The 19725-nt window shown below is 72.6% G+C and carries 23 protein-coding genes; 15 read left to right on the plus strand and 8 right to left on the minus strand.

Features of this window, described 5'->3' with window-relative positions; all coding sequences use genetic code 11:
- Positions 1-29 precede the first annotated feature (29 nt).
- The 4 genes from DLJ59_RS08820 (at position 30) to DLJ59_RS08835 (ending at position 3833) form a co-directional block, all read left to right on the plus strand.
- Positions 30-803, plus strand: coding sequence for a class I SAM-dependent methyltransferase (locus DLJ59_RS08820; RefSeq protein ID WP_124772014.1), 774 nt, complete (start codon positions 30-32; stop codon positions 801-803).
- A gap of 41 nt (positions 804-844) precedes the next feature.
- A complete protein-coding gene (locus DLJ59_RS08825) occupies positions 845-2011 on the plus strand; it encodes an acyl-CoA dehydrogenase family protein (RefSeq protein WP_124772015.1) in 1167 nt (388 codons plus the stop codon).
- Positions 2012-2105: 94 nt separating this feature from the next.
- Positions 2106-3155: a type III polyketide synthase gene (locus tag DLJ59_RS08830; RefSeq protein ID WP_124772016.1), complete on the plus strand. Its 1050-nt coding sequence runs from the start codon at positions 2106-2108 to the stop codon at positions 3153-3155.
- A gap of 24 nt (positions 3156-3179) precedes the next feature.
- Positions 3180-3833: a hypothetical protein gene (locus DLJ59_RS08835; protein WP_124772017.1), complete on the plus strand. Its 654-nt coding sequence runs from the start codon at positions 3180-3182 to the stop codon at positions 3831-3833.
- Positions 3834-3842: 9 nt separating this feature from the next.
- Here the strand turns inward: DLJ59_RS08835 and DLJ59_RS08840 are convergent, their stop codons facing one another.
- Positions 3843-4535: a hypothetical protein gene (locus DLJ59_RS08840; RefSeq protein ID WP_124772018.1), complete on the minus strand. Its 693-nt coding sequence runs from the start codon at positions 4533-4535 to the stop codon at positions 3843-3845.
- Positions 4536-4863: 328 nt separating this feature from the next.
- Here DLJ59_RS08840 and DLJ59_RS08845 point away from each other — a divergent pair, with 328 nt between their 5' ends.
- From DLJ59_RS08845 to DLJ59_RS08860, 4 genes are read left to right on the plus strand one after another with little or no spacing between them, the layout of a single operon-like run.
- Positions 4864-5349: a CarD family transcriptional regulator gene (locus DLJ59_RS08845; RefSeq protein ID WP_007073334.1), complete on the plus strand. Its 486-nt coding sequence runs from the start codon at positions 4864-4866 to the stop codon at positions 5347-5349.
- Positions 5350-5405: 56 nt separating this feature from the next.
- Positions 5406-6101 (plus strand): 2-C-methyl-D-erythritol 4-phosphate cytidylyltransferase, encoded by a 696-nt coding sequence (gene ispD / locus DLJ59_RS08850; RefSeq protein WP_124772019.1) that lies wholly within the window; start codon positions 5406-5408, stop codon positions 6099-6101.
- 16 nt (positions 6102-6117) lie between these two features.
- The gene (gene ispF / locus DLJ59_RS08855; protein WP_124772020.1) at positions 6118-6600 is read left to right on the plus strand and encodes a 2-C-methyl-D-erythritol 2,4-cyclodiphosphate synthase; all 483 of its coding nucleotides are present in this window, start codon (positions 6118-6120) and stop codon (positions 6598-6600) included.
- A gap of 10 nt (positions 6601-6610) precedes the next feature.
- Complete coding sequence (locus DLJ59_RS08860; RefSeq protein ID WP_124772021.1) at positions 6611-7639, plus strand: tetratricopeptide repeat protein; 1029 nt, start codon at positions 6611-6613, stop codon at positions 7637-7639.
- Here the strand turns inward: DLJ59_RS08860 and DLJ59_RS08865 are convergent.
- Positions 7636-8802 carry a homogentisate 1,2-dioxygenase gene (locus tag DLJ59_RS08865; RefSeq protein ID WP_124772022.1) on the minus strand — a complete coding sequence of 389 codons (1167 nt, stop codon included), beginning with the start codon at positions 8800-8802 and terminating at the stop codon, positions 7636-7638. The genes DLJ59_RS08860 and DLJ59_RS08865 overlap by 4 nt on opposite strands.
- A gap of 94 nt (positions 8803-8896) precedes the next feature.
- Between DLJ59_RS08865 and DLJ59_RS08870 the strand changes: the two genes are divergently transcribed.
- From DLJ59_RS08870 to DLJ59_RS08895, 6 genes are all read left to right on the plus strand, one after another.
- A complete protein-coding gene (locus tag DLJ59_RS08870; protein ID WP_124772023.1) occupies positions 8897-9766 on the plus strand; it encodes a hypothetical protein in 870 nt (289 codons plus the stop codon).
- Positions 9763-10959 (plus strand): fumarylacetoacetase, encoded by a 1197-nt coding sequence (fahA, locus tag DLJ59_RS08875; protein ID WP_124772024.1) that lies wholly within the window; start codon positions 9763-9765, stop codon positions 10957-10959. Before DLJ59_RS08870 ends, fahA begins: the two co-directional genes overlap by 4 nt.
- Positions 10960-11134: 175 nt before the next feature.
- Positions 11135-11344, plus strand: a complete 210-nt coding sequence (locus DLJ59_RS08880) for a DUF397 domain-containing protein (protein ID WP_030327888.1) — start codon at positions 11135-11137, stop codon at positions 11342-11344.
- 144 nt (positions 11345-11488) lie between these two features.
- Entirely contained in the window at positions 11489-11971 is a 483-nt protein-coding gene (locus DLJ59_RS08885) for an SRPBCC family protein (protein ID WP_124772025.1), read from the plus strand.
- 101 nt (positions 11972-12072) lie between these two features.
- Positions 12073-13326 (plus strand): outer membrane protein assembly factor BamB family protein, encoded by a 1254-nt coding sequence (locus tag DLJ59_RS08890; protein WP_124772026.1) that lies wholly within the window; start codon positions 12073-12075, stop codon positions 13324-13326.
- A gap of 101 nt (positions 13327-13427) precedes the next feature.
- Positions 13428-13784, plus strand: coding sequence for an LPXTG cell wall anchor domain-containing protein (locus tag DLJ59_RS08895; protein WP_208648602.1), 357 nt, complete (start codon positions 13428-13430; stop codon positions 13782-13784).
- On the opposite strand, the gene DLJ59_RS08900 is transcribed toward DLJ59_RS08895, so the two are convergent.
- Positions 13744-14730 carry a hypothetical protein gene (locus DLJ59_RS08900; protein ID WP_208648603.1) on the minus strand — a complete coding sequence of 329 codons (987 nt, stop codon included), beginning with the start codon at positions 14728-14730 and terminating at the stop codon, positions 13744-13746. The genes DLJ59_RS08895 and DLJ59_RS08900 overlap by 41 nt on opposite strands.
- Positions 14731-14824: 94 nt before the next feature.
- Positions 14825-15379, minus strand: coding sequence for a hypothetical protein (locus tag DLJ59_RS08905; protein ID WP_244235913.1), 555 nt, complete (start codon positions 15377-15379; stop codon positions 14825-14827).
- A gap of 196 nt (positions 15380-15575) precedes the next feature.
- Here DLJ59_RS08905 and DLJ59_RS08910 point away from each other — a divergent pair, with 196 nt between their 5' ends.
- Complete coding sequence (locus DLJ59_RS08910) at positions 15576-16031, plus strand: hypothetical protein (protein ID WP_124772028.1); 456 nt, start codon at positions 15576-15578, stop codon at positions 16029-16031.
- Between the two features lie 102 nt (positions 16032-16133).
- Here the strand turns inward: DLJ59_RS08910 and hisC are convergent, their stop codons facing one another.
- From hisC to hppD, 4 genes are read right to left on the minus strand one after another with little or no spacing between them, the layout of a single operon-like run.
- Positions 16134-17237: a histidinol-phosphate transaminase gene (hisC, locus tag DLJ59_RS08915; protein ID WP_124772029.1), complete on the minus strand. Its 1104-nt coding sequence runs from the start codon at positions 17235-17237 to the stop codon at positions 16134-16136.
- The gene (locus DLJ59_RS08920; RefSeq protein ID WP_124772030.1) at positions 17234-18247 is read right to left on the minus strand and encodes an RDD family protein; all 1014 of its coding nucleotides are present in this window, start codon (positions 18245-18247) and stop codon (positions 17234-17236) included. The genes hisC and DLJ59_RS08920 overlap by 4 nt, the downstream gene beginning before the upstream one ends.
- A 22-nt stretch (positions 18248-18269) precedes the next feature.
- Positions 18270-18428, minus strand: coding sequence for a hypothetical protein (locus DLJ59_RS08925; protein ID WP_208648604.1), 159 nt, complete (start codon positions 18426-18428; stop codon positions 18270-18272).
- Between the two features lie 11 nt (positions 18429-18439).
- Positions 18440-19645 carry a 4-hydroxyphenylpyruvate dioxygenase gene (hppD, locus tag DLJ59_RS08930; protein WP_124772031.1) on the minus strand — a complete coding sequence of 402 codons (1206 nt, stop codon included), beginning with the start codon at positions 19643-19645 and terminating at the stop codon, positions 18440-18442.
- Positions 19646-19725 lie beyond the last annotated feature (80 nt).

Below are 19725 nucleotides of genomic sequence, written 5' to 3' on the forward strand. Positions count from 1 at the left end.
TACCGAGCAGTCGTGCCACGCTCGGTTCCATGCGAGACGTGGCTGCGGCCGGGGGGCCCACCGGTCCTGGGGTGCTGCCGCGAAACGATCCGCGTCAGTACGACGATCTGGCCGGTGAGTGGTGGCGGCCGGATGGTGCGTTCGCGATGCTGCACTGGCTGGCGGAGGCCCGGGCGGCGCTGGTGCCGCCGGCCACCCGCCCGGACGCGTTGCTCGTCGACCTGGGTTGCGGTGCCGGCCTGCTCGCGCCGCACCTGACCGGCAAGGGATACCGCCACGTCGGGGTGGATCTGACCCGCTCGGCACTCGTCCAGGCCGCCGAGCACGGGGTGCAGGTGATCCAGGGTGACGCCACCGCGGTCCCGCTGCCCGACGGTTGCGCCGACGTGGTCTCCGCAGGCGAGTTGCTGGAGCACGTGCCGGCCTGGCCGCGGGCGGTGGCCGAGGCGTGTCGGCTGCTGCGCCCCGGCGGCGTGCTGGTGCTGGACACCCTGAACGACACGGCGCTGGCCCGGCTCGTCGCGGTCCGGATCGCCGAGCGGCTGCCGACGGTGCCGCGCGGCATCCACGATCCTCGGTTGTTCGTGGACGCGCGGGCGCTGGTGGCGGAGTGCGCCCGACACGGTGTCGACCTGCGGCTGCGGGGCATCCGTCCGCAGGTCGGCGGCCTGCTCGCCTGGCTGCTGCGTCGCGCCCGCGCGACCGGAGCGCCCGGTGCGGCGCCCGTCGGCGGTGCGCCGCGCATCGTGCCGACCCGGTCCACCGCCGTGCTCTACCAGGGCCGGGGGGTCCGCAAAGGATAGTCAGGCCGTGGCGGGGTATGGAACGCCAAGGAGGGGACGAGATGACGGTGCACGCGCTTGAGGCAGCACGCCGGTTGGCGCCACGGTTCGCCGCGCGGGCGGCCGAGCACGACCGGGATGGTTCCTTCCCTGTGGACGACTTCGCCGACCTGCGCGAGGCCGGCCTGTTCGGGCTGATGGTGCCCCGGGCGCTCGGTGGTCTGGGCGCCACCTTCGCCGAGTACGCCGCGGTGGCCACTGAGCTTGCCCGGGGCAACGGTGCCACGGCCCTGGTGTTCAACATGCACGCCTCGGTGACCGGCGCGCTGGGCGCGGTCACCGAGGAGTTGGCCGAGGCGCTGGGCGTACCGGACGAGGCGCTGGTCGCCCGCGACCGGCTGCTCGGCGCGGCGGCGCAGGGCTCCTGGTACGCGGTGGCGATGAGCGAGCGCGGCGCGGGCGCGCGGCTGTCCCAGCTGACCACCTCGTACGCGCCCATCGACGGGGGCTGGCAGCTCAAGGGCAGCAAGACCTTCTGCTCCGGTGCCGGGCACGCGGACGGCTACCTGGTGGCGGCGCGCAGCGCGGCCGACCAGTCGGTGGTGTCGCAGTTCCTGGTGCCGGCCGGTGACGGGCTGACCGTGGAGCCGACCTGGGACTCGCTCGGTATGCGCGCCACCTCCTCCCACGACCTGCACCTGGACGTCAGCGTGCCCGCCGACCGGCTGCTCGGTGGGGTGGAAGGGCTGGCGCTGGTGGTCGCCCAACTGATGCCGCACTGGCTGGTGGCCAGCTACGCGGCCGTCTACGTGGGGGTGGCCCGTGCGGCCATCGACGCGGCGGCCGAGCACCTCAACGCCCGCAACCTGGCCGGTCTGCCGGCGGTGCGGGCCCGGCTGGGTCGGGCGGACGCGGCGACGGCCGCCGCGCAGCTGGTGGTCGCGGAGGCGGCCCGTCGGGTGGACGAGGCGCCCGGTGACGAGGAGACCAACCGTTGGGTGTGGCGGGCGAAGCTGCTCGCCGGCACCACGGCCGCCGAGGTGGCGGCGTCGGTGTTGGAGGCGGCGGGCACCTCGGCGACCCGTCGCGGTCATCCGTTGGAGCGGCTCTACCGCGACGCCCGCTGCGGCTCACTGCACCCGGCCACGTCGGATGTCTGCGCCGACTGGCTCGGCATCGCCGCGCTGGGTGGCGACCCGGATCGTGACGGATCGGCACCACGTTGGTGAGCCCGCCGCACCGGACTCACACGGAGGAACGACCAGCCAGGGTGGCTGGTGGGACGGCCAGGGGGAGGACAGCATCTGACGAGAGGTGGGGATCGTGTCCGTACCAGTGATCGCGGGGCTCGGGACAGCACAGCCGCCGTCCGCTTCGCAGGACGAGTTGTGGGAGGGCTTCTTCTCCCGGCACTTCTCCGGCACCACCCGGTCGTTGGCGCAGCGAATCTTCGCCAACTCGGGGGTGACCCGGCGGCAGGCAGCGGTCAACCCGCTGCTGGAGGACGTCTCGGACTGGCCGACCGAGCGCCGGATGCGCCGCTACCAGGTGGAGGCGCTGCCGCTGGGCAAGGAGGCGGTGGGCCGCGCGTTGACCGCGGCCGGGCTGAGCGCCGGCGACGTCGGGCTGTTCATCGTCTGTTCCTGCACCGGGTACGCCACCCCGGGGCTGGACATTCTGCTCGCCCGGGATCTGGGCATGGCCGCGGACACCCAGCGGATGTTCATCGGCCACATGGGCTGCTACGCGGCGTTGCCGGGGCTCGGCGCGGCGAGTGACTTCGTCGCCGCCCGCGGGCGTCCGGCGCTCCTGCTCTGCGCGGAGCTGACCAGCCTGCACATCCAGCCGTCAAGTGCCCGGGTGGACACCCAGCAGATCGTCTCCCACGCGCTCTTCTCGGACGCCGCGGTCGCCGCCGTGGTCGTGCCGGGCGGCCCGGGGTACGCGGTGCGCGAGGTCACCGCCGTCACCGACACCTCGACCGCCGACCACATGACCTGGGACGTCACCGACGCGGGGTTCCGGATGGGGCTGTCGCCAAAGGTGCCGCAGGTGCTGTCGAGGCACGTCCGTGGGCTGGTCGACGACCTGTTGGCTAGGCACGGCGTCGACAGCTCCGAGGTGGACGGTTGGGCGGTGCATCCGGGTGGGCCCCGGATCCTCAACGTGGTGGAGCGGGAGCTGGCGCTGCCCCCACTGGGGTTGGCCGCCTCCCGGGCGACGCTGGACGAGCACGGCAACTGCTCGTCGCCGACCGTACTGCTGATCCTGGATCGGTTGGGCCGGGCGACGCCGGCGGCCCGGCGCATCGTCATGCTGGCCTTCGGCCCCGGCCTCACCCTTTACGCCGCCCTGCTCGATCGACAGGACTGAACCTCCGGCCGGTACGCTCAGGAGGTGGATGCGATCTCGGACGACCGGCTGCGTTCGGTGGTTCTCTTCGGCGCTGCGGTGGCCGCCCTGAGCGTCGGTGGTTGGTGGTGGCACGCTGCCGCGCCCACGTCGATGGCCGGGGCGGCTGCCGCTCCCACGGTGGCGCCGAGCGCCGAGCAGAGCGTCAGCACCGCGTTGGAGCGGGTCATGGCGGGGGCGGAGCCCGATGAGCGGGTGACGGTGCGGCTGGACGCCAACTCTGGCGAGGTCACCAGGTGGCGGAGCGGCGCGCGGTCGGTGATTGACCCGGCGACGGGCTTGATCATCGACATCGAGGGCGATCCCGGGGTGCTCTTCCCCGAGGGTGAGCTGCCACTGTTCCACGAGACGATCTGGCGGGAGGATCGGGCGCTGGCTCCTGGTCGTGAAGTGAGCCGGCAGGCCGGCAACGATGGTGCCCGCGATGTCCGCTACCTGCTCCAGTACCGGTGCACCCGGCCCGGCACGATGGTCGTGACGAGCGCCGGGGCCGAGATCGTCGGCGAGCCGCGCATCGACTGCGACGGCACGATCGCCACCGCCGAGGTGCTGCCCGGCAGCGGGCCGTTCCGGGTGTCGATGTCTGCCGTCGACCGGCCCATCGACATCCAGGCGCAGCTCGTCGCGCTGCCAGGCTAGGCGCGGCGCTCAGGCGGCCAGGGCGCTCAGGTCGCTCCGGTAGGACTCGACAGTGCCCAGGTCGGGCAGGACCCGGGTCACCAGCCCGGCGCGGTCGACCAGCAGGGCGGTCGCGGCGCCGGGGCGGGCCGGTTGGCCCAGGAACGAGCGCAGCCCGCCTGCCGGGTCGGCCAGGGCGTGCGCCTGCCGCTGAGTGGTCGGCCCGGCCGGGCCGGTCCGCCCTCCGGTGACGGTGACAACGGAGACGTCGGCGGGCGCGGCTGCCAGGGCCTCGGTGACCCGGTCCGGGCAGGGGCAGCCGTCCAACAAGATGATCATGGCGGGTAGTAAGCCGCGCAGTGGCACGGGCGCGTCCTGCGCGTCGACCAGGTCCAGGGCGGGCAGTGCCTGACCGGTCAGGATCGCCGGTGGCGAGGAGGGGGTCGGGGTCGGTCGGTCGGTGCCGCGGTTGGCCCGGGGCCAGGTGACCGCCAGCAGACCGGCCAGCGTGGTGAGGACCGCCACCAGCAGGACCAGCAGTGGCAGCCCCAGCCCTCGGTGACCGCCGGGGAGGGCGTCGGCCCGACGTAGCTCACGGCGGACCCGGGCCGCCTCGGCGGCCAGCGCGGAGGCGTCGTCGGGGACCACCACCCGCCCCCATTCGGGTGGCAGGCCGGGCAGGCCGTCGGCCGGCCCGTGACCCTCTGCGTCCGGCTTGCCCATCGGACCCCCTGGAAGCGTCTCGAGAGCGGAGTGCGGCTCGGTCTCCAGGGTCGCGCACCAGGGGCTCCTCCCGCTACATCTGGGCGCGGTCCGGCTGGCCGGGCTACCATGGGAGGAGCGCATAGCCCTTGATCTCGACGTTCTGTTCACCCGTACCGGGCAGTCATTTGCGCGTTACGGAGCGTGTTCGAACCATCGGTTTGACCGCCTGTCAAGCTGAAGCAAGACCTCTCACAGGGCCCCTGAGCTGCGCCAACGGTCAGGACATCGGTGAGACATCGGTGCCTGAGCGTGTTACCCTAGACACAGCGAAAGGGGTTTCGAACCTATGGTTTTCAGTGTCGGCGAGACCGTTGTTTACCCCCACCACGGGGCCGCACTCATCGAGGCAATCGAGACTCGGGTCATCAAGGGCGAGCCTAAGCAATACCTCGTCCTGAGGGTCGCGCAGGGTGACCTGACGGTCCGGGTGCCGGCCGAGAACGCCGAGATCGTGGGCGTTCGCGAGGTGGTCGGCGAAGAGGGCCTCGGTAAGGTCTTCGACGTTCTGCGGGCTCCGCACACCGAGGAGCCGACCAACTGGTCGCGGCGTTACAAGGCCAATCTGGAAAAGCTGGCTTCCGGCAACCCGCTGAAGGTCGCCGAGGTCGTGCGTGACCTGTGGCGCCGGGAGCGGGAGCGGGGCCTCTCTGCGGGCGAGAAGCGGATGCTCGCCAAGGCCCGCGACATTCTCGTCGGCGAGGTCGCGCTGGCCGAGAAGAGCACCAAGGATGAGGCGGAGACGCTGCTCGACAAGGTCCTCACCGAGGCCTAGTCCGCACAGCATCGTCGTACCCACTTCGTAGTGAAGAAACCACCGAGGACCGCGACGTGACCGCGCAGCTCAATCCGCGCGGTGACGTCGCGGTCCTTGTGCCTGCGGCGGGTGCCGGCGTACGGCTCGGCCCCGGCCGGCCCAAGGCGCTGCGCCTGCTCGCCGGTGAGCCGCTGCTGGTGCACGCCGTGCGGCGACTGGCCGCCGCGCCCTCGGTGCACACCATCGTGGTGGCCGCGCCGACCGCCGAGGTGCAGGCGGTCCGCGAGCTGTTGGCCCCGGTCGCACCGGTGATCGTGGTGCCCGGCGGTGCGGAACGGCAGGCGTCGGTCGCCGCCGCGCTGGCCGCGGTGCCCGCCGGCCCGACGATCGTTCTGGTGCACGATGCCGCCCGGGCGCTCACCCCGCCCGAGTTGGTCGAATCCGTCGCTGCGGCCGTCCGGGGCGGGCGTGACGCGGTGATCCCGGTCCTGCCGGTCGTCGACACGATCAAGGAGGTCGACGCCGGCGAGGTGGTGCTCGGCACCGTCGACCGGTCCGCTCTGCGCGCGGTGCAGACCCCGCAGGGTTTCCGCCGGTCCGTGCTCAGCGCCGCACACGCCGCCGCCGGTGACTCCCTCACCGACGACGCCGGGCTGGTGGAGAAGCAGGGCGTCGCGGTGAGCTGCGTGCCCGGCTCGGAGTACGCAGTGAAAATCACCCGACCGTTCGACCTGGCTCTGGCAGAGCATCTGCTTGCCTCAGCCGATTGACGCGTACCCTCTGGTCATGATCGTTCCCCGGGTGGCCATCGGAACCGACGTGCACGCGTTCGAGCCGGGCCGGCCGTGTTGGGTGGCCGGGCTGCTCTGGCCCGACCAGGACGGCCTCGCCGGGCACTCGGATGCCGACGTGGTCGCGCACGCCGCCTGCAACGCACTGCTCTCCGCCGCCGGTCTCGGTGATCTCGGTTCCGCCTTCGGGGTGGACCAGCCGGAGTGGGCCGGCGCGTCCGGGGTGGCGCTGCTGACCGAGACGGCCCGCCGGGTGCGGGCCGTCGGCCTGGAGATCGGCAACGTGTCTGTGCAGGTGATCGGCAACCGTCCCAAGATCGGCCGACGTCGCGCGGAGGCGCAGGAGGTCCTCTCCGCCGCGGTCGGCGCCCCGGTCACCGTCTCGGCGGCGACCACCGACGGGCTCGGCTTCGCCGGCCGCGAGGAAGGGTTGGCCGGGGTCGCGGTGGCCCTGGTGTACGACGCTCCGGCCGCCTAAGCTCGCCGCGATGTCCAGCGACCCCGCCCCCGACCAGTCCGCCGCCGACGGTTACGTCCAGCGGGCCCAACTCCTGGCCGAGCTCGGTCGCTACGACGAGGCGACCGGGGAGCTGGCCTACGGGTTGGCCCTTCAGCCCGATGACGTGCAAGCGCTCACCATGCTGGCCCGGGTGCACCTGGCCGCCGACCGCCCGGCCGAGGCGCTCACCGCCGCCGACACGGCGGTGGCCGTCGCACCGGAGGCCCTGCCACCGCTGGTGGCCAGGGGCATGGCGCTGACCGACCTGGAGCGCTACCCCGAGTCGGCGGCCACCGCCGACCGGATTCTCGCCCTCGGCCCGGCCGACGCGTACGCCCAGCGGAGCGCGGCGGCGATCCTGGCCGGCGCCCGCAACGGTCAGCCGGCGCTGAACGCGGCCTGGCGCGGTGTCGAGTTGGCCCCGCAGGAGCCGCAGGCGCACCTGGTGCTCAGCCTGGTCGCCGCCCGCCTGGACCTGTTCGACCTGGCCGAGCGGGCCTACCGGGAGGCGCTGCGACTCGACCCGCGGATCGCCGAGGCAGGTCACGACGTGGGGGTCATGCGGCTGGAGCAGCGCCGCTGGTCGGAGGCGCTGGAACACGTGGCCGAGGCGGTGACGGTCAGCCCGAGCCGGATCGACTCGCCACGGACCCTCGCGTACGGGCTGCACCGTCTGGTGCTTTACGGCGCGGGCTGGTCGCTGGTGGCGGCGGTGCTGGTCGCGTTCGCGGCGTCGGCGAGCGACGGGTTCTCCCGCATCCTCGCCGTGCTCGCCGCGCTCACCGGCGGGATCATCGTCTGGCAGCTCGCGGCCCGGCTGCCGGGGCTGACCCGGACCGTCCTGCCCGCCCTGCTGCACGCGGACCGCGCGATGGCCCTGGCGATCTACGCCGTGGCCGCCGCGCCGCTACTGCTGCTGGTGTACGCCATGGTCGGCTCCCCGTGGCCCCTGGTGCTGGCCATCGCCGTCACCGCGGTGGCCGAGTTCGCGGTCTTCACGCGTACCGCGATCCGCTAACCGCGACGCGCCCACGTCCAGGCGTACGCCTCGTCTTCGCAGGCGCTGGCGGCGTCGCAGAGGTCCAGCGGGCGGAAGGTGTCGACCATGACGGCCAGTTCGTCGAAGTAGTCAGCGCCGATGGACCGCTCGGCGGCACCCGGCTGGGGGCCGTGGGTGAAACCGGACGGGTGCAGCGAGATCGAGCCCTGCTCGATGCCGGAGCCGCGCCGCGCCTCGTAGTTGCCCCCGGTGTAGAAGAGCATCTCGTCGGAGTCGACGTTGTGGTGGTTGTACGGCACCGGGATCGACTGCGGGTGGTAGTCGACCTTGCGGGGCACGAATGAGCAGATGACGAAGTTGGGCCCCTGGAAGGTCTGGTGCACGGGTGGGGGCTGGTGGATGCGGCCGGTGATCGGCTCGAAGTCGTGGATGGAGAATGCCCACGGGTAGAGGTGCCCGTCCCAGCCGACGACGTCGAACGGGTGCTGGGCATAGACGTATCGGGTCCAACCACGGCGGTGCCGGACCAGCACCTCGGCCTCCTCGCCGTCGACGAGCAGCGGGGCGTCGGGGCCGCGGACGTCGCGCTCGCAGTACGGCGAGTGTTCCAGGAACTGGCCGCGTACGGAGAGGTAGCGCTTGGGTGGGCCGATGTGCCCGGACGCCTCGACGGCGAGCAGCCGGACGGGCTGGTCGCCGGTGGGCACCAGCCGGTGGATGGTCGAGGTGGGGATGACGATGTAGTCGCCGGCGACCGCGTCCAGCACCCCGAACGGGGACTCGACCCGCAGGGTGCCCGACTCGACGTAGAGGCAGTGGTCGCCGGTGGCGTCGCGGAACAGCGGTGAGGGCTGGTCGGCGAGGACGTAACCGATCCGTACGTCGTCGTTGGCGAGCAGGTACTGCCGGCCGAGGATGGGGTCGGAGCCGCCGGTGTCCAGTTTGTGGGTGCGCAGATGGCGGGGCTTGAGCGGCAGGTTCGGGGCCCGGGTGAACGCGGGCGGGGTGAACTGGTCAGCGGCCAGGATCGCGGTGGGCGCGTGCCGGTGGTAGAGCAGCGACGAGTCGGAGGAGAAGCCCTCCTGGCCCATCAGCTCCTCGGCGTAGAGGCTGCCGTCGGGCTGCCGGAACTGGGTGTGGCGCTTGCGTGGCACCTCGCCGACGCTGCGGTAGTACGGCATCTCGCCTCCCGATATGTCCCGTTCACCGGCCGAAGGCGTCCGATAATCGGACGCTGTTGTCCGTTCCTCGTAGCGTCCCGTACATTCTTGTTCCGTGTCAACGCAGGTGCCCGCACTCCTCCATGGCCTGGTGGACGACGCCGCCGTCTTCCCGCCGGGCAGCGCCGCGCTGCCCGACGCCCTGGCCGCCCACCGCCAGCACCGCGCCGCCTGGTACGCCGACCTGGTCGGGCCGCTGCTGATCCCCGCCTCGGCCGTGACGGCCGCCGAGCTGACTGGTCTGGTCGACCCGGGCGAAGACCTGGTGATCGGCGTGATCGGTGACACCGGGATCGGGAACCTGCCGTTCGCGGTGTCGTCTCTCGCCCCGGACGGCGTCACCGCGCGTCAGGTCGAGGTGGCGGTCGCCAAGCGTGGCGAGGACCCGCTGCCCGGCATCGCCGAGTTGCTGCGGCTGACCGACGCGCTACCGGGCGTGGCGGCCGTCTACGCCGAACTGCCGCTGACCTTCGGGCTGATGGGCGCGCTGGACGCGCTCGTCGCCGCGCGGGCCGACGGGGTGCCGATCGCGGCCAAGTTCCGCACCGGCGGCCTGGCCGCCGAACTCTTCCCCACCCCGACCGAACTGGCCGCGGTGATCTGCGCCTGCCGGGACCGGGGCCTGCCGTTCAAACTCACCGCCGGGCTGCACCAGGCGACCCGACACCTGGACCCGGAGACCGGGTTCACCCACCACGGCTACGCCAACGTGCTGGCCGCGACCCTGGCCGCCGCCGACGGTGACGGGGTGCGCTCGGTCGCCGAGCTGCTGACCGTGGTCGACCCGCGTCCCCTGGTGGAGCGCGCGACGGCACGGTTGGACGCGCCGCGCCCCCTGTGGGTGGGCTTCGGCTCGTGCAGCATTCTGGAACCACTGACCGATCTGATCCGGCTTGGGCTGGTGAACGGGGGCTACGACGCATGACCTGGGTGACCGGGGCGGATGGTTCGCCGTACGGGGTGACGAACCTGCCGTACGGGGTGTTCCGGCGAGACGGGGGTCCGTCGCGGATCGGCGTACGGATCGGGTCGTGGGTCTTCGACCTCGCCGCGGCGGAGGCCGCCGAACTGGTGCTGGCCGCCGGCGCGCTGTGCCGGCCCGTGCTCAACGACTTCATGGCGCTGGGGCGTCCGCAGTGGACGGCGGTACGCCAGCGGATCACCGAGCTGCTGACCGACCCGGCGCACCGGGCCGCGGTGGAGCCGCTGCTGGTGCCCCTCGACGACGTGGAGCTGCTGCTCCCCATCGAGGTTGCCGACTACGTCGATTTCTACTCCTCGGAACATCACGCGGCGAACGTCGGGCGGATCTTCCGCCCCGGCCAGCCGCCGCTGCTGCCCAACTGGAAGCACCTACCGATCGGCTACCACGGCCGGGCCGGCACGGTGGTCGTCTCCGGCACACCGGTGACCCGGCCGACCGGGCAGCGGGCCTCCGCCGAGGGTCCGGTCACCGGCCCATCGGTACGCCTCGACATCGAGGCCGAGGTCGGCTTCGTGGTGGGCGTACCCAGCGCATTGGGTGACCGGGTTTCCGTTGACGACTTCGCCGAGCACGTCTTCGGGGTGGTGCTGGTCAACGACTGGTCGGCCCGGGACATCCAGGCCTGGGAGTACCAGCCGCTCGGCCCGTTCCTCGGCAAGTCCTTCGCCACCTCGGTCTCGGCCTGGGTGACGCCACTGGACGCGCTCGGCGACGCCAACGTGGCGGCCCCCGAGCAGGACCCGCCGGTCCTCGACTACCTGCGGGCCGTGCCGCACCTGGGCCTGGACCTCCGCCTGGCGGTCGAGTGGAACGGCGAGCAGGTCAGCGAGCCCCCGTTCGCCACCATGTACTGGACCCCCGCCCAGCAGTTGGCGCACCTCACCGTCAACGGCGCCTCGCTGCGTACCGGTGACCTGTACGCCTCCGGCACCGTCTCCGGGCCGCAGCGGGGACAGGTCGGGTCCTTCCTGGAACTGACCTGGGGAGGGGCCGAGCCGGTCAAGGTGGGCGACGAGAGCCGCACCTTCCTCAACGACGGCGACACGGTGACCATCACGGCCACCGCCCCCGGCCCGGACGGCACCACCATCGCCCTCGGTGAGGTATCCGGCACGGTTCGTCCGGCCCGCTGAGCGGGCACCCGGCATCCGTCTCGTGCACGGGACCGGTGATCGCACCGGCTGTGCGATCACCGGCCCTGGTTGACCCGTTGATCGTCCGGATTCCGTTGCCACACCGCGTGATCCGAGCCGGCCTCTGACCGGCCGGCAGCGGTGGGGCTTCCCGACGCACACGGAGGTAACGACGATGCACGATCTTGCGGGCGCGGTCTGGCGTACCAGCAGCCGCTCAAACGATCAGGGGCTCTGCGTGGAAGTGGCGGACAACCTGGTCGATGTCCATGGTCTGGTCGGGGTCCGCGACTCCAAGGATCAGGCCGGTCCCACACTCGCCGTCAGCCCGCCGGGGTGGACAGCGTTCATCGGCGCGATTCGGGCCGGTCGCTTCGAGCGCTGACCGGCGCTTCGGCACCGGTCGACGAGGACCGGTGCCGAAGCGACCGCCCAATCGGACAGGATGGCCTCCGGGTGGTGGAAATTCCGTCCCGGGGGCCCCGTCCGGCCCTCACTCCGCGTACCGTCGGGGACACGGGAGGGTGGCATGTCGACGGTGGCGATTACCGGGATCATCGAGGCCAGCGCTGTCGATGTCTGGCGTCTGCTGATCGACCTGCCCGGCCGCGCGGCCCGGCTGACCGCCGCCGGGCCGATCGAGGTGCTCACCCCGGGCCCGTTCGGGCCGGGCACCTCCTGGCGTGAGGAGCGCGTCCAGCCGGGCGGCGGCACGCTCACCGAGGAGTTTCTGGTGGTGGAGGCGCTCGCGCCGCAGCGACTGGTGCTCTGTTCCTCCGGTGCCGGCGCTGACTACCGCATCACCTGGAGCCTGCGGCCGGTCCGCCGCCGCCGTCGGGGTTGCACGGCGATCACCGTGAGCCAGGAGGCGGTGCCCACCGCCCCGTACGGTCGGGTGGTGGCGCTGCTGCTCGGCGGGCTGGCCGCGCGAGCGGTCGAGGCGGCACTCTGGCGTGATCTCGCCGACCTGGCCGTGGCGGCCGGTGCCACCGGCGCTGTCGAAGCCGCCTGAGCGTCAGCCGGTCACCCCTCGCCGTCGTCCGCGCGCGGTCGCCACGACCTGAGCGGGGTCCGGCGCTCTCCGCTGGGTAGGGTGCCGGGCGGAGGTGCGGCATGAGGTTCCCGAGAGGCCGGCGGCTGCTCGTGACCGCCGTCGTGGCGCTGCTCGCGACGGCGGCGGTCGTGGTCATCGTGCACCGGGTCCTCGCACCCGCAGAGGTGAGCACGGTGGCGCGCGCCGACTACCCGGCGCCGGCCCGACCGGCGGCCGGGGTGATCGGTCGGTTGCCCGCAGCCCCGTTGATCGTCGACGGGCGACTGCGGGTGTACGCCGCGCACCGTCAGGTCTACGCCGACCGGCCGGTCGACGGACGCTACCGGACCACCCCCTACTGGTCGTACCGGCGGTGGCCGGCGGAGCTGACCGGGGTGGTGGCCAGCGGCAGCACTGTGGTCAGCCGCTGGTCCGACGGGCGACTTGTCGCACTCGACGCCCGGACCGGCGGGGTGCTCTGGCGAACCGACGGCCCGGAGCCCGCCGAGAGTGCGGCGCTGGTGCGGCGTACCGGGGCGACGACCGTCTGGGATGCGCCCGGGCTCCAGCTCACCGACCTCCCCGACGGGCGGATCGTGCTGGTGGTGACCGGGGGTGCCCAGGCGCGTGGGGTCGAGCTGAGCGGTGGTCAGGAGCTGTGGCGGGTCGAGCTGCCCGGCAGGTGCTGGAGTGATGTCGGCACCGCTGCGGGGCAGCTGATCGGTCTGGACACCTGCGCCGGGGCGGCGACTGTCGAGTTCCGGGACGCGGCGACGGGTGCGGTACGGGAGCGTTGGCGACCGCCGAACGGCCCGGACGGGTTGGTGCTGACGCCGCTCGGTTGCCGTACCGGCCGGTCGGACTGTCTGGGGTTGCGGACCGCCGCGCCGGGTGACGATGGTGGTCGGGGTTGGCTGTTGGGCGCCGGTCCGCCGGTCGCCGCCCCCGCGCTGGATTCGGCCGGTGCCGCGCTGGTCGGTGAGCAGTCCGTCGCCGTGCTCGACGGGGTGGTGGTGGGTCGATCGGCGCGTATGGGCACCGAGCTGTGGCGGTCCGCGGGCCTGGGCGCGGCCCGGGTGTTGGCCGGGCAGCCGGGCCGGGTGCACCTGCTGACCGAGGCGAACGATCTGGTGACGCTGGATCCGGTGACCGGTAGGCAGTTGTCCCGCTTCGCGCTCAACGTCGGCTCGGACGGGACGGGCTGGGCACCCGGGGCCGTGACGGCCGAGGACGGGTTCGTCGCGGTCGAGCGGCTCCGTGAGCCGGTCGACCCCGCCGGCGACGACCGGCGCTACTACTACACCGGCGAGGCGGTGATTCTGGCCGCCACCTGATGGTGGTGTCTTCGACCTCGGAACACCGAACCGTCTCTGGCCCTTTGTCCTAAAAGGGTATGTTTTTCACGGTTCAGGTTTCCGGTGGAAGGGGTCGGCGCATGGCCAGGACAGCAGCCAACTACCTCGTGGGCGGCGCGCTCGCCGCCACCGCGAGTCTGACGCTGGCGGTGTCGCCGGTGCTGGCCGCCGACCCCGCCTCGGTGCGCGGGTTCAGCGCCGTCCGGCCCGAGCCGTCGGCGGGCGGCGGCGTCACCTTCGAGATCCTGCCGGCGTCGCCGACCCCGACCCAGCCGCCACCCACGTCCACGCCGACGGCACCACCCCAACCCACCCCCAGTCACGGTGGTGAGCTGCCGGTCACCGGTTCGGGCGGGCCGGCGCTGCTGCTCGCCGTGCTGGGCGCAGCCCTGGTCGTCATCGGGTGGTTCGCCGTCCGCCGGCGGCGGTCGAGCTGACCGGCCGGCTCGGCAGCGGCCGACCGGTGGGTGGCCGACCAGACCGACGGGACCGGCGGGCCAGCAGGGCGAGGCCGACGACCAGCAGCAGGCCCGCGACGGCCGCCGCCACTGTCCACCCGGAGAGGATCCGGGAGACGACACTGCCCCGTTTCCCGACCTGGCCAGGGTCGGGGAACGTGATCTGCGCGGTGACGCTCCGCTTCACCAGGCCGCTCTCCAGGTTCACCTCCGCCTTCCAGGGGCCGTTCGGCAGCGCGGCCGGGAGTCGGGCGACGACCTGCCCGGACGCGCCCGGTGCGAGCGTGACGCCCTGCCCGACCGGAAACGGGCCCGCCCGGCTGCCCGCCGGGCCATCGGTCAGGGTGACCGCGCCGGTCAGGTCGATGGCCCGGCCTCCGGTGTTGTTGACCTGGACGGTCAACGACGGTTCGCCCTCGGGGCTGCGGGCCGGGCGCACCTCGCCGATCGAGAAGTCGGAGGCGGGTTCGCCGCCGGGCCCGATGTCGAGGTACATCCGGACTCCGACCCGGTGGACCTGAGTGATCTCACCGCCGGCCCGGGGTGTCGAGGCCGTGGACGCCCAGACCACCCCGTACCGCTCACCCCGGGAGGCGGTCGGCGGCACCGTGATGGTTGCGCGGACCCGGGCCTCGGCCCACGGCTCCAACTGGACGGAGCGCTCGTCGAGGGTGATCCAGGAGGTCAGCTCGTTCTCGGCGCGACCCTCGCCGAAGCGGAACGCCGCCCCCTCCAGGGTCGCGGCCGCCGGGTACACGTCGACCCGACGGGTCTGGTCGGTGCGGTTGACGATCAGCAGTTGCCGCTTGATGGTGGTGCCCGGCGGTAGGTGGTCGACGATGTAGCGCAGCGCCCGGGGGTCGCTGCGGCGCTCGGTCGGGGCCTCCAGCAACCGGATCCCGATGGTGCCGTCGTCCGATCCCACGTCCGGTTCGGCCGCGCCGGCCCGGGTCGACAGACCCGGACCGGCGAGGCAGAACAGGGCGAGCGCGACCGCGATGGTCGACCACCCCCGGCGGCTACGCCACGGAATGTGTCACCGTGCCCGTGTAGACGCCCGCGATGCTGTCCAGCGGGACGTTCACCACCAGGGTGGGATTCCAGCTGACGGTGTTGCCGCCGGTGCCACCGGCGTGGGTGAACACGGTGAGCGGGGTGACGCTGTCCAGCGGTGCGGCATCGCCGGCGGTGAGCTGCCCCGGTGTGAAGGTGCCGTCGCCGGTGGTCGCCGTTGCCGGGCCCGACCAGTAGTCGATCTCAGACGGCAGGACCGTCTCGGCCGGCGAGCCACCGCCGGTCTGGAAGACCGACGCGGTCACCGAGGCGACCCAGGAGGCGTCGGCGGCGCCCCGGGAGTCGTCGACCGTCACGGTGCCGAGCTGCCCGGTGATGGTGCCACCGGTGGCGCCAGTGCCGAGGTCGGCGGTGGCCGGTGCGTCGACGTCGAGGGTGCCGACGAGCACCTCGAAGGTGGCGGTCGTGGTGTCGGTGGGCGCGGCGGCGGCCGGTGTGGCGAGGAAGCCCACCATCGCCGCGGCAGCCGCCCCGGCCAGACAGATCTTGGCAGTACGCACTGTTCGTTACCCCGTTTTCTCGAAGTGAGCCGGCGTGAGTCCTCGACACAACCGGCCACTTCGGAAGATAGGGCAGAAACCACGCGAAGTTGGACAAACCGCCCGTAGTTCACGATTGATGTTGATGGCCCCCCGGGCAGCTTGACGACCGGGGTGAGTTTCGTCAGGCTCGTCCGGCCCGGATTGGAGACGCGAGATGCGTGCTGGTCGTTCCGCCTTGTGCCTGGCCATCGGCCTGGTCGTCCCGCTGCTGATGGCCAGCGGCTGCACCGGTGACCCGGCGAGACGATCGGGGCCACCGCCCGAACCCCCGTCACCCGCCGGGCTGAGCCGGCCTTCCCCTACTCCCGAGGCGCCGACGGGATGGTTTCCGGCCGGCCGGGTGCTGCTGGCCGGCCCGCTGACAGAGCAGAAGGAAGCCACGATCGCTGATGTGGTTCCCAGCGGGGCCAGCTTCACCGTCTATTTCATCTGCACCGGAGGAGGCCGGATCGCACTGAACGTGACGAGCGCCGCTCCGCTGCGATACCCCTGCGACGGGGTGCCCAACCTGTCGCAGGTCTTCGTCGACAAAGGCGTCTCGACCGATCTTGCCGTCGGGGTCGAGGGTGCGGCGCAGTGGCGACTGGCGGTAGTCGACGGAGCGCCCTAGCCGGGCCTGGCGGACGGAGTAGCTACGTTCCGCCCCGCCCGCCCTGTCGTTCGCTCCCTGCCTGTGCGCCGGTGCGCTACGGCCGCGACGGCGAGTTGTCGCTCAGGCCAGGGCGGCCTCGGCCGAAGTCAGGAACGCGTCGTTCTCGGCCGGGGTACCGATGGTGACCCGAACGCCATCCCCGGCGAACGGCCGCACGATCACCCCGCGCGCCTCGCACGCCTTGCCGAACGCCACGGCCCGCTCGCCCAACGGCAGCCAGACGAAGTTGGCCTGGCTCGTCGGCACCTCGGGCACGAACTTGCGCAGCGCCTCGGTGACCCGGTCCCGCTCGGCGACGACCAGGGCGCAACGGCGCTCCATCTCCGCCACCTGGGTCAGCGCGGCGAGAGCACCGGCCTGGGCCGCGGTGCTGCTGGAGAACGGGGTCGCCACCTTGCGGATGGCGGCGGCCACCACCGGCTGGGCAACCAGCCAGCCCATTCGCAACCCGGCGAGCCCCCACGCCTTCGACAGGGTGCGCAACACCGCCACGTTGGGTCGGTCCAGGTAGTCGAGCCCGTCCGGCACCTCCGGGTCGGTGACGAACTCCCGGTACGCCTCGTCGATCACCACCAGCACGTCGTCCGGCACCGCGTCGAGGAACCGGTCCAACTCGGCCCGGCGCAGCGCCGTACCCGTGGGGTTGTTCGGGTTGCAGACGAAGATCACCCTGGTTCGGTCGGTCACCGCCGCGGCCATCGCCGCCAGGTCGTGCCCGTGCCCGGCGTCGTTGGGCACCCGCACGCTGGTCGCGCCGCTGGTCGCCACGATGATCGGGTACGCCTCGAAGGACCGCCACGAGTAGAGCACCTCGTCGCCCGGCAGGCAGGTGGCCCGCACCAGGTGCTCGGCGAGCGCCACCGAGCCGCAGCCGGTGGCGACCCGGTCGGCGTCCACGCCGTACCGCTGGGCCAGCGCGTCACGCAGCGCGACCACGCCCATGTCCGGGTAGCGGTGCGACGTGGCGATCGCCTCGGTGACCGCCTCCACCACGCCGGGCAGCGGCCCGTACGGCACCTCGTTGCTGGCCAGCTTGATGGCCTCCGGCAGGCCCAATTCACGGGCCAGGTCGGCAGGACTGCGCCCCGGCACGTAGCTGGGCAGCGCGTCCAGGTCGGCGCGGGTCAGCCGCAGCGCCGGCTGGTGACGTCCGGAGTCGGTCATAGGGTGTCTCCCGGGGGCTGGTCGCGGTCGTTCGCGGGGGCGGAATCGGGGCGGTCGGGGACTTCGACGACCACCGTCTGCGCGCGCTTGTCGTGCAGCGCCTGGCGCAGGGGGTGGTCGAAGAGCGGGGAGAGAGCATCGACCAGTTGCAGCACCAGGCCGAGCCCGGCGCAGTACCAGAGCAGAGTCGGCAGGCCCAGGGTGCTCCACCGGCTCAGCGCCCGGCGTACGCCCAGCGGCTGGTCGGCGGCCATCGGCACCGCCCGGATCCGCATCACCCGCTTGCCGATGGTCTGCCCACCGGCGGCCATGGCGGGCACCTCGTAGGCCAGCCAGAGTGCGGTGGCGATCAGCAGGATCGCCACCAACAGGGAGCTGGCCTGTTCGCTGGGCATCGGCAGGCCGTCGGCGGAGTTGTCGCCCCGCGCCGCGCGCCGGAAGACCTCCTGCCAGTACGGCGCCCACTCCTGCGCCCAGCGCCAGACGAACCAGCCGTTGACGACCACGTTCAGCGCGAAGACAAGGCCGAAGTCGATCAGCCGGGCGACGAGCCTACGACCGTAACCAGCCAGTCTGAGGCCGTGCGGTCGCGGCTCGGGCGGTCGGCCGGGCCAGCCAGGGTGACCGGGCGGTGGTGCCCAGGCGGGTTGGCCGGCCTGTGGTCCCCAGCCGGGCGGGCCGGCCTGTGGGCCCCAACCCGGGCCGTGTCCCGGCTGCTGGCCGTACCCCGGGGCTGTGCCGTACCCCGGTGGTGGGCCCGGCTGCGGGCCGTACCCCTGGGGTGGGCCCGGGTGCGGCGGCCAACCCGGCGGGGCGGTCACCGCGTCGGGGGTCGCCGACGCCGCGGGCGCGGCCGGTGTGACCGGTGCGGGCGACGGCTCGGGCGGCGGCGGGCCGTCCGGCGGGGTCGCGTCGACGGGAATTGGCGCGCCGAGCCAACCCTCGCCGTCCCAGTAACGCCGGGTCTCGGTATCGGCGGGGTCGACGTACCAACCAGGTTGAACGCTCACGCGGCCGTTCCGCTTCGCTCACTCACGAGGACACCTTAACGACGACCGTCCCGGCGAACTCGGCACGGAGGTGTCGCGGGGCGTACCCCTGGGGGTGTGGTCCGGGCTGCGGCGCGACGCCGCCGGTGGTGGGTTGGGGCCCACCGGCCGGCGGCGTCGGGTACGACAGAGGTTGCGTCACGCTCGCAAGTGTTACAGGTTGCCGCGGGCTTCCTGCTCCCGCTCGATCGCCTGGAACAGCGCCTTGAAGTTGCCCTTGCCGAAGCCCAGCGAGCCGTGCCGTTCGATCAGCTCGAAGAAGACAGTGGGTCGGTCCTGCACCGGCTTGGTGAAGATCTGGAGCAGGTAGCCGTCCTCGTCCCGGTCGACCAGGATCTTGCGGGCCTTCAGCTCCTCGATCGGCACCCGCACGTTGCCGATGCGGGCGCGCAGTTCCGGGTCCTCGTAGTACGAGTCCGGGGTGTCCAGGAACTCCACACCGGCAGCGCGCATCGCGTCGACGCTGGCGAGGATGTCGTTGGTGGCGACGGCGATGTGCTGCGCGCCCGGGCCCTGGTAGAACTCCAGGTACTCGTCGATCTGGGACTTCTTGCGCGCGATCGCCGGCTCGTTGAGCGGGAACTTCACCTTGCGGGTGCCGTTCGCCACGACCTTGCTCATCAGCGCCGAGTAGTCGGTGGCGATGTCGTCGCCGATGAACTCCGCCATGTTTGAGAAGCCCATCACCCGCTTGTAGAACTCGACCCACTCGTCCATCCGGCCCAGCTCCACGTTGCCGACCACGTGGTCGACGGCCTGGAAGAAGCGCTTCGGCTGGATACCGGCGTCGATCATCGGCTGCCGGTCCACGATCGGGCCCCGGGCCACGAAGCCGGGCAGGAACGGGCCGGTGTAGCGGGACCGGTCGACCAACGTGTGTCGGGTGTCGCCGTACGCGGCGATGGCGGCCATCCGGACGGTGCCGTGCTCGTCGCTCACCTCGTGCGGCTCGACGACGCTGGTGGCGCCCTGGGCGATGGCGTGCGCGTACGCGGTGTCCACGTTCGGCACCTCCAGCGCGATGTCGCTGATGCCGTCGCTGTGCCGGGCCACGTGCTCGGCGCCGTCGGCGTCCGGGCGCACCGCACCGGTCAGCACGAACCGGGCCGAGCCGCTGGTCAGCACGTACTGGGCGTGGTCCCGGTAGCCCTGCTCGGGGCCGCGGTACGCCACGCAGGTCATGCCGAAGGCGGTGGAGTAGTAGTGGGCGGCCTGCTTGGCGTTGCCGACCAGGAAGTGCACGTGGTCGAGGCCCCGGACCGGGAACGGGTCGTGGCTGATGTCGTGGTCGACAGCGCCGACGAGCCGGTCGGTGTCGACGTCCTCGGTCGACTGGGGTCGGTCGATCGCCTGGGTCATGGTGGGCTCCCTCGCGTACCGGCCGGCCTTGTGGGCCGCCGTGGTCGGTTCTTGTGGCGAGGATCGCTGGCCCGGTGTCG

The organism is Micromonospora inaquosa, assembly GCF_003857055.1.
In the GTDB taxonomy this organism is placed as follows: Bacteria; Actinomycetota; Actinomycetes; order Mycobacteriales; family Micromonosporaceae; genus Micromonospora; species Micromonospora inaquosa.

Bases quoted from the DNA above. Each gene is read 5' to 3' on its own strand.
- hppD (WP_124772031.1), bottom strand. From the start codon at position 19,645: ATGACCCAGGCGATCGACCGACCCCAGTCGACCGAGGACGTCGACACC.
- DLJ59_RS08910 (WP_124772028.1), top strand. From the start codon at position 15,576: ATGCGTGCTGGTCGTTCCGCCTTGTGCCTGGCCATCGGCCTGGTCGTC.
- fahA (WP_124772024.1), top strand. From the start codon at position 9,763: ATGACCTGGGTGACCGGGGCGGATGGTTCGCCGTACGGGGTGACGAAC.
- ispF (WP_124772020.1), top strand. From the start codon at position 6,118: ATGATCGTTCCCCGGGTGGCCATCGGAACCGACGTGCACGCGTTCGAG.
- DLJ59_RS08895 (WP_208648602.1), top strand. From the start codon at position 13,428: ATGGCCAGGACAGCAGCCAACTACCTCGTGGGCGGCGCGCTCGCCGCC.
- hisC (WP_124772029.1), bottom strand. From the start codon at position 17,237: ATGACCGACTCCGGACGTCACCAGCCGGCGCTGCGGCTGACCCGCGCC.
- DLJ59_RS08825 (WP_124772015.1), top strand. From the start codon at position 845: ATGACGGTGCACGCGCTTGAGGCAGCACGCCGGTTGGCGCCACGGTTC.
- DLJ59_RS08880 (WP_030327888.1), top strand. From the start codon at position 11,135: ATGCACGATCTTGCGGGCGCGGTCTGGCGTACCAGCAGCCGCTCAAAC.
- DLJ59_RS08890 (WP_124772026.1), top strand. From the start codon at position 12,073: ATGAGGTTCCCGAGAGGCCGGCGGCTGCTCGTGACCGCCGTCGTGGCG.
- DLJ59_RS08840 (WP_124772018.1), bottom strand. From the start codon at position 4,535: ATGGGCAAGCCGGACGCAGAGGGTCACGGGCCGGCCGACGGCCTGCCC.
- DLJ59_RS08860 (WP_124772021.1), top strand. From the start codon at position 6,611: ATGTCCAGCGACCCCGCCCCCGACCAGTCCGCCGCCGACGGTTACGTC.
- DLJ59_RS08865 (WP_124772022.1), bottom strand. From the start codon at position 8,802: ATGCCGTACTACCGCAGCGTCGGCGAGGTGCCACGCAAGCGCCACACC.
- DLJ59_RS08820 (WP_124772014.1), top strand. From the start codon at position 30: ATGCGAGACGTGGCTGCGGCCGGGGGGCCCACCGGTCCTGGGGTGCTG.
- DLJ59_RS08845 (WP_007073334.1), top strand. From the start codon at position 4,864: ATGGTTTTCAGTGTCGGCGAGACCGTTGTTTACCCCCACCACGGGGCC.
- DLJ59_RS08885 (WP_124772025.1), top strand. From the start codon at position 11,489: ATGTCGACGGTGGCGATTACCGGGATCATCGAGGCCAGCGCTGTCGAT.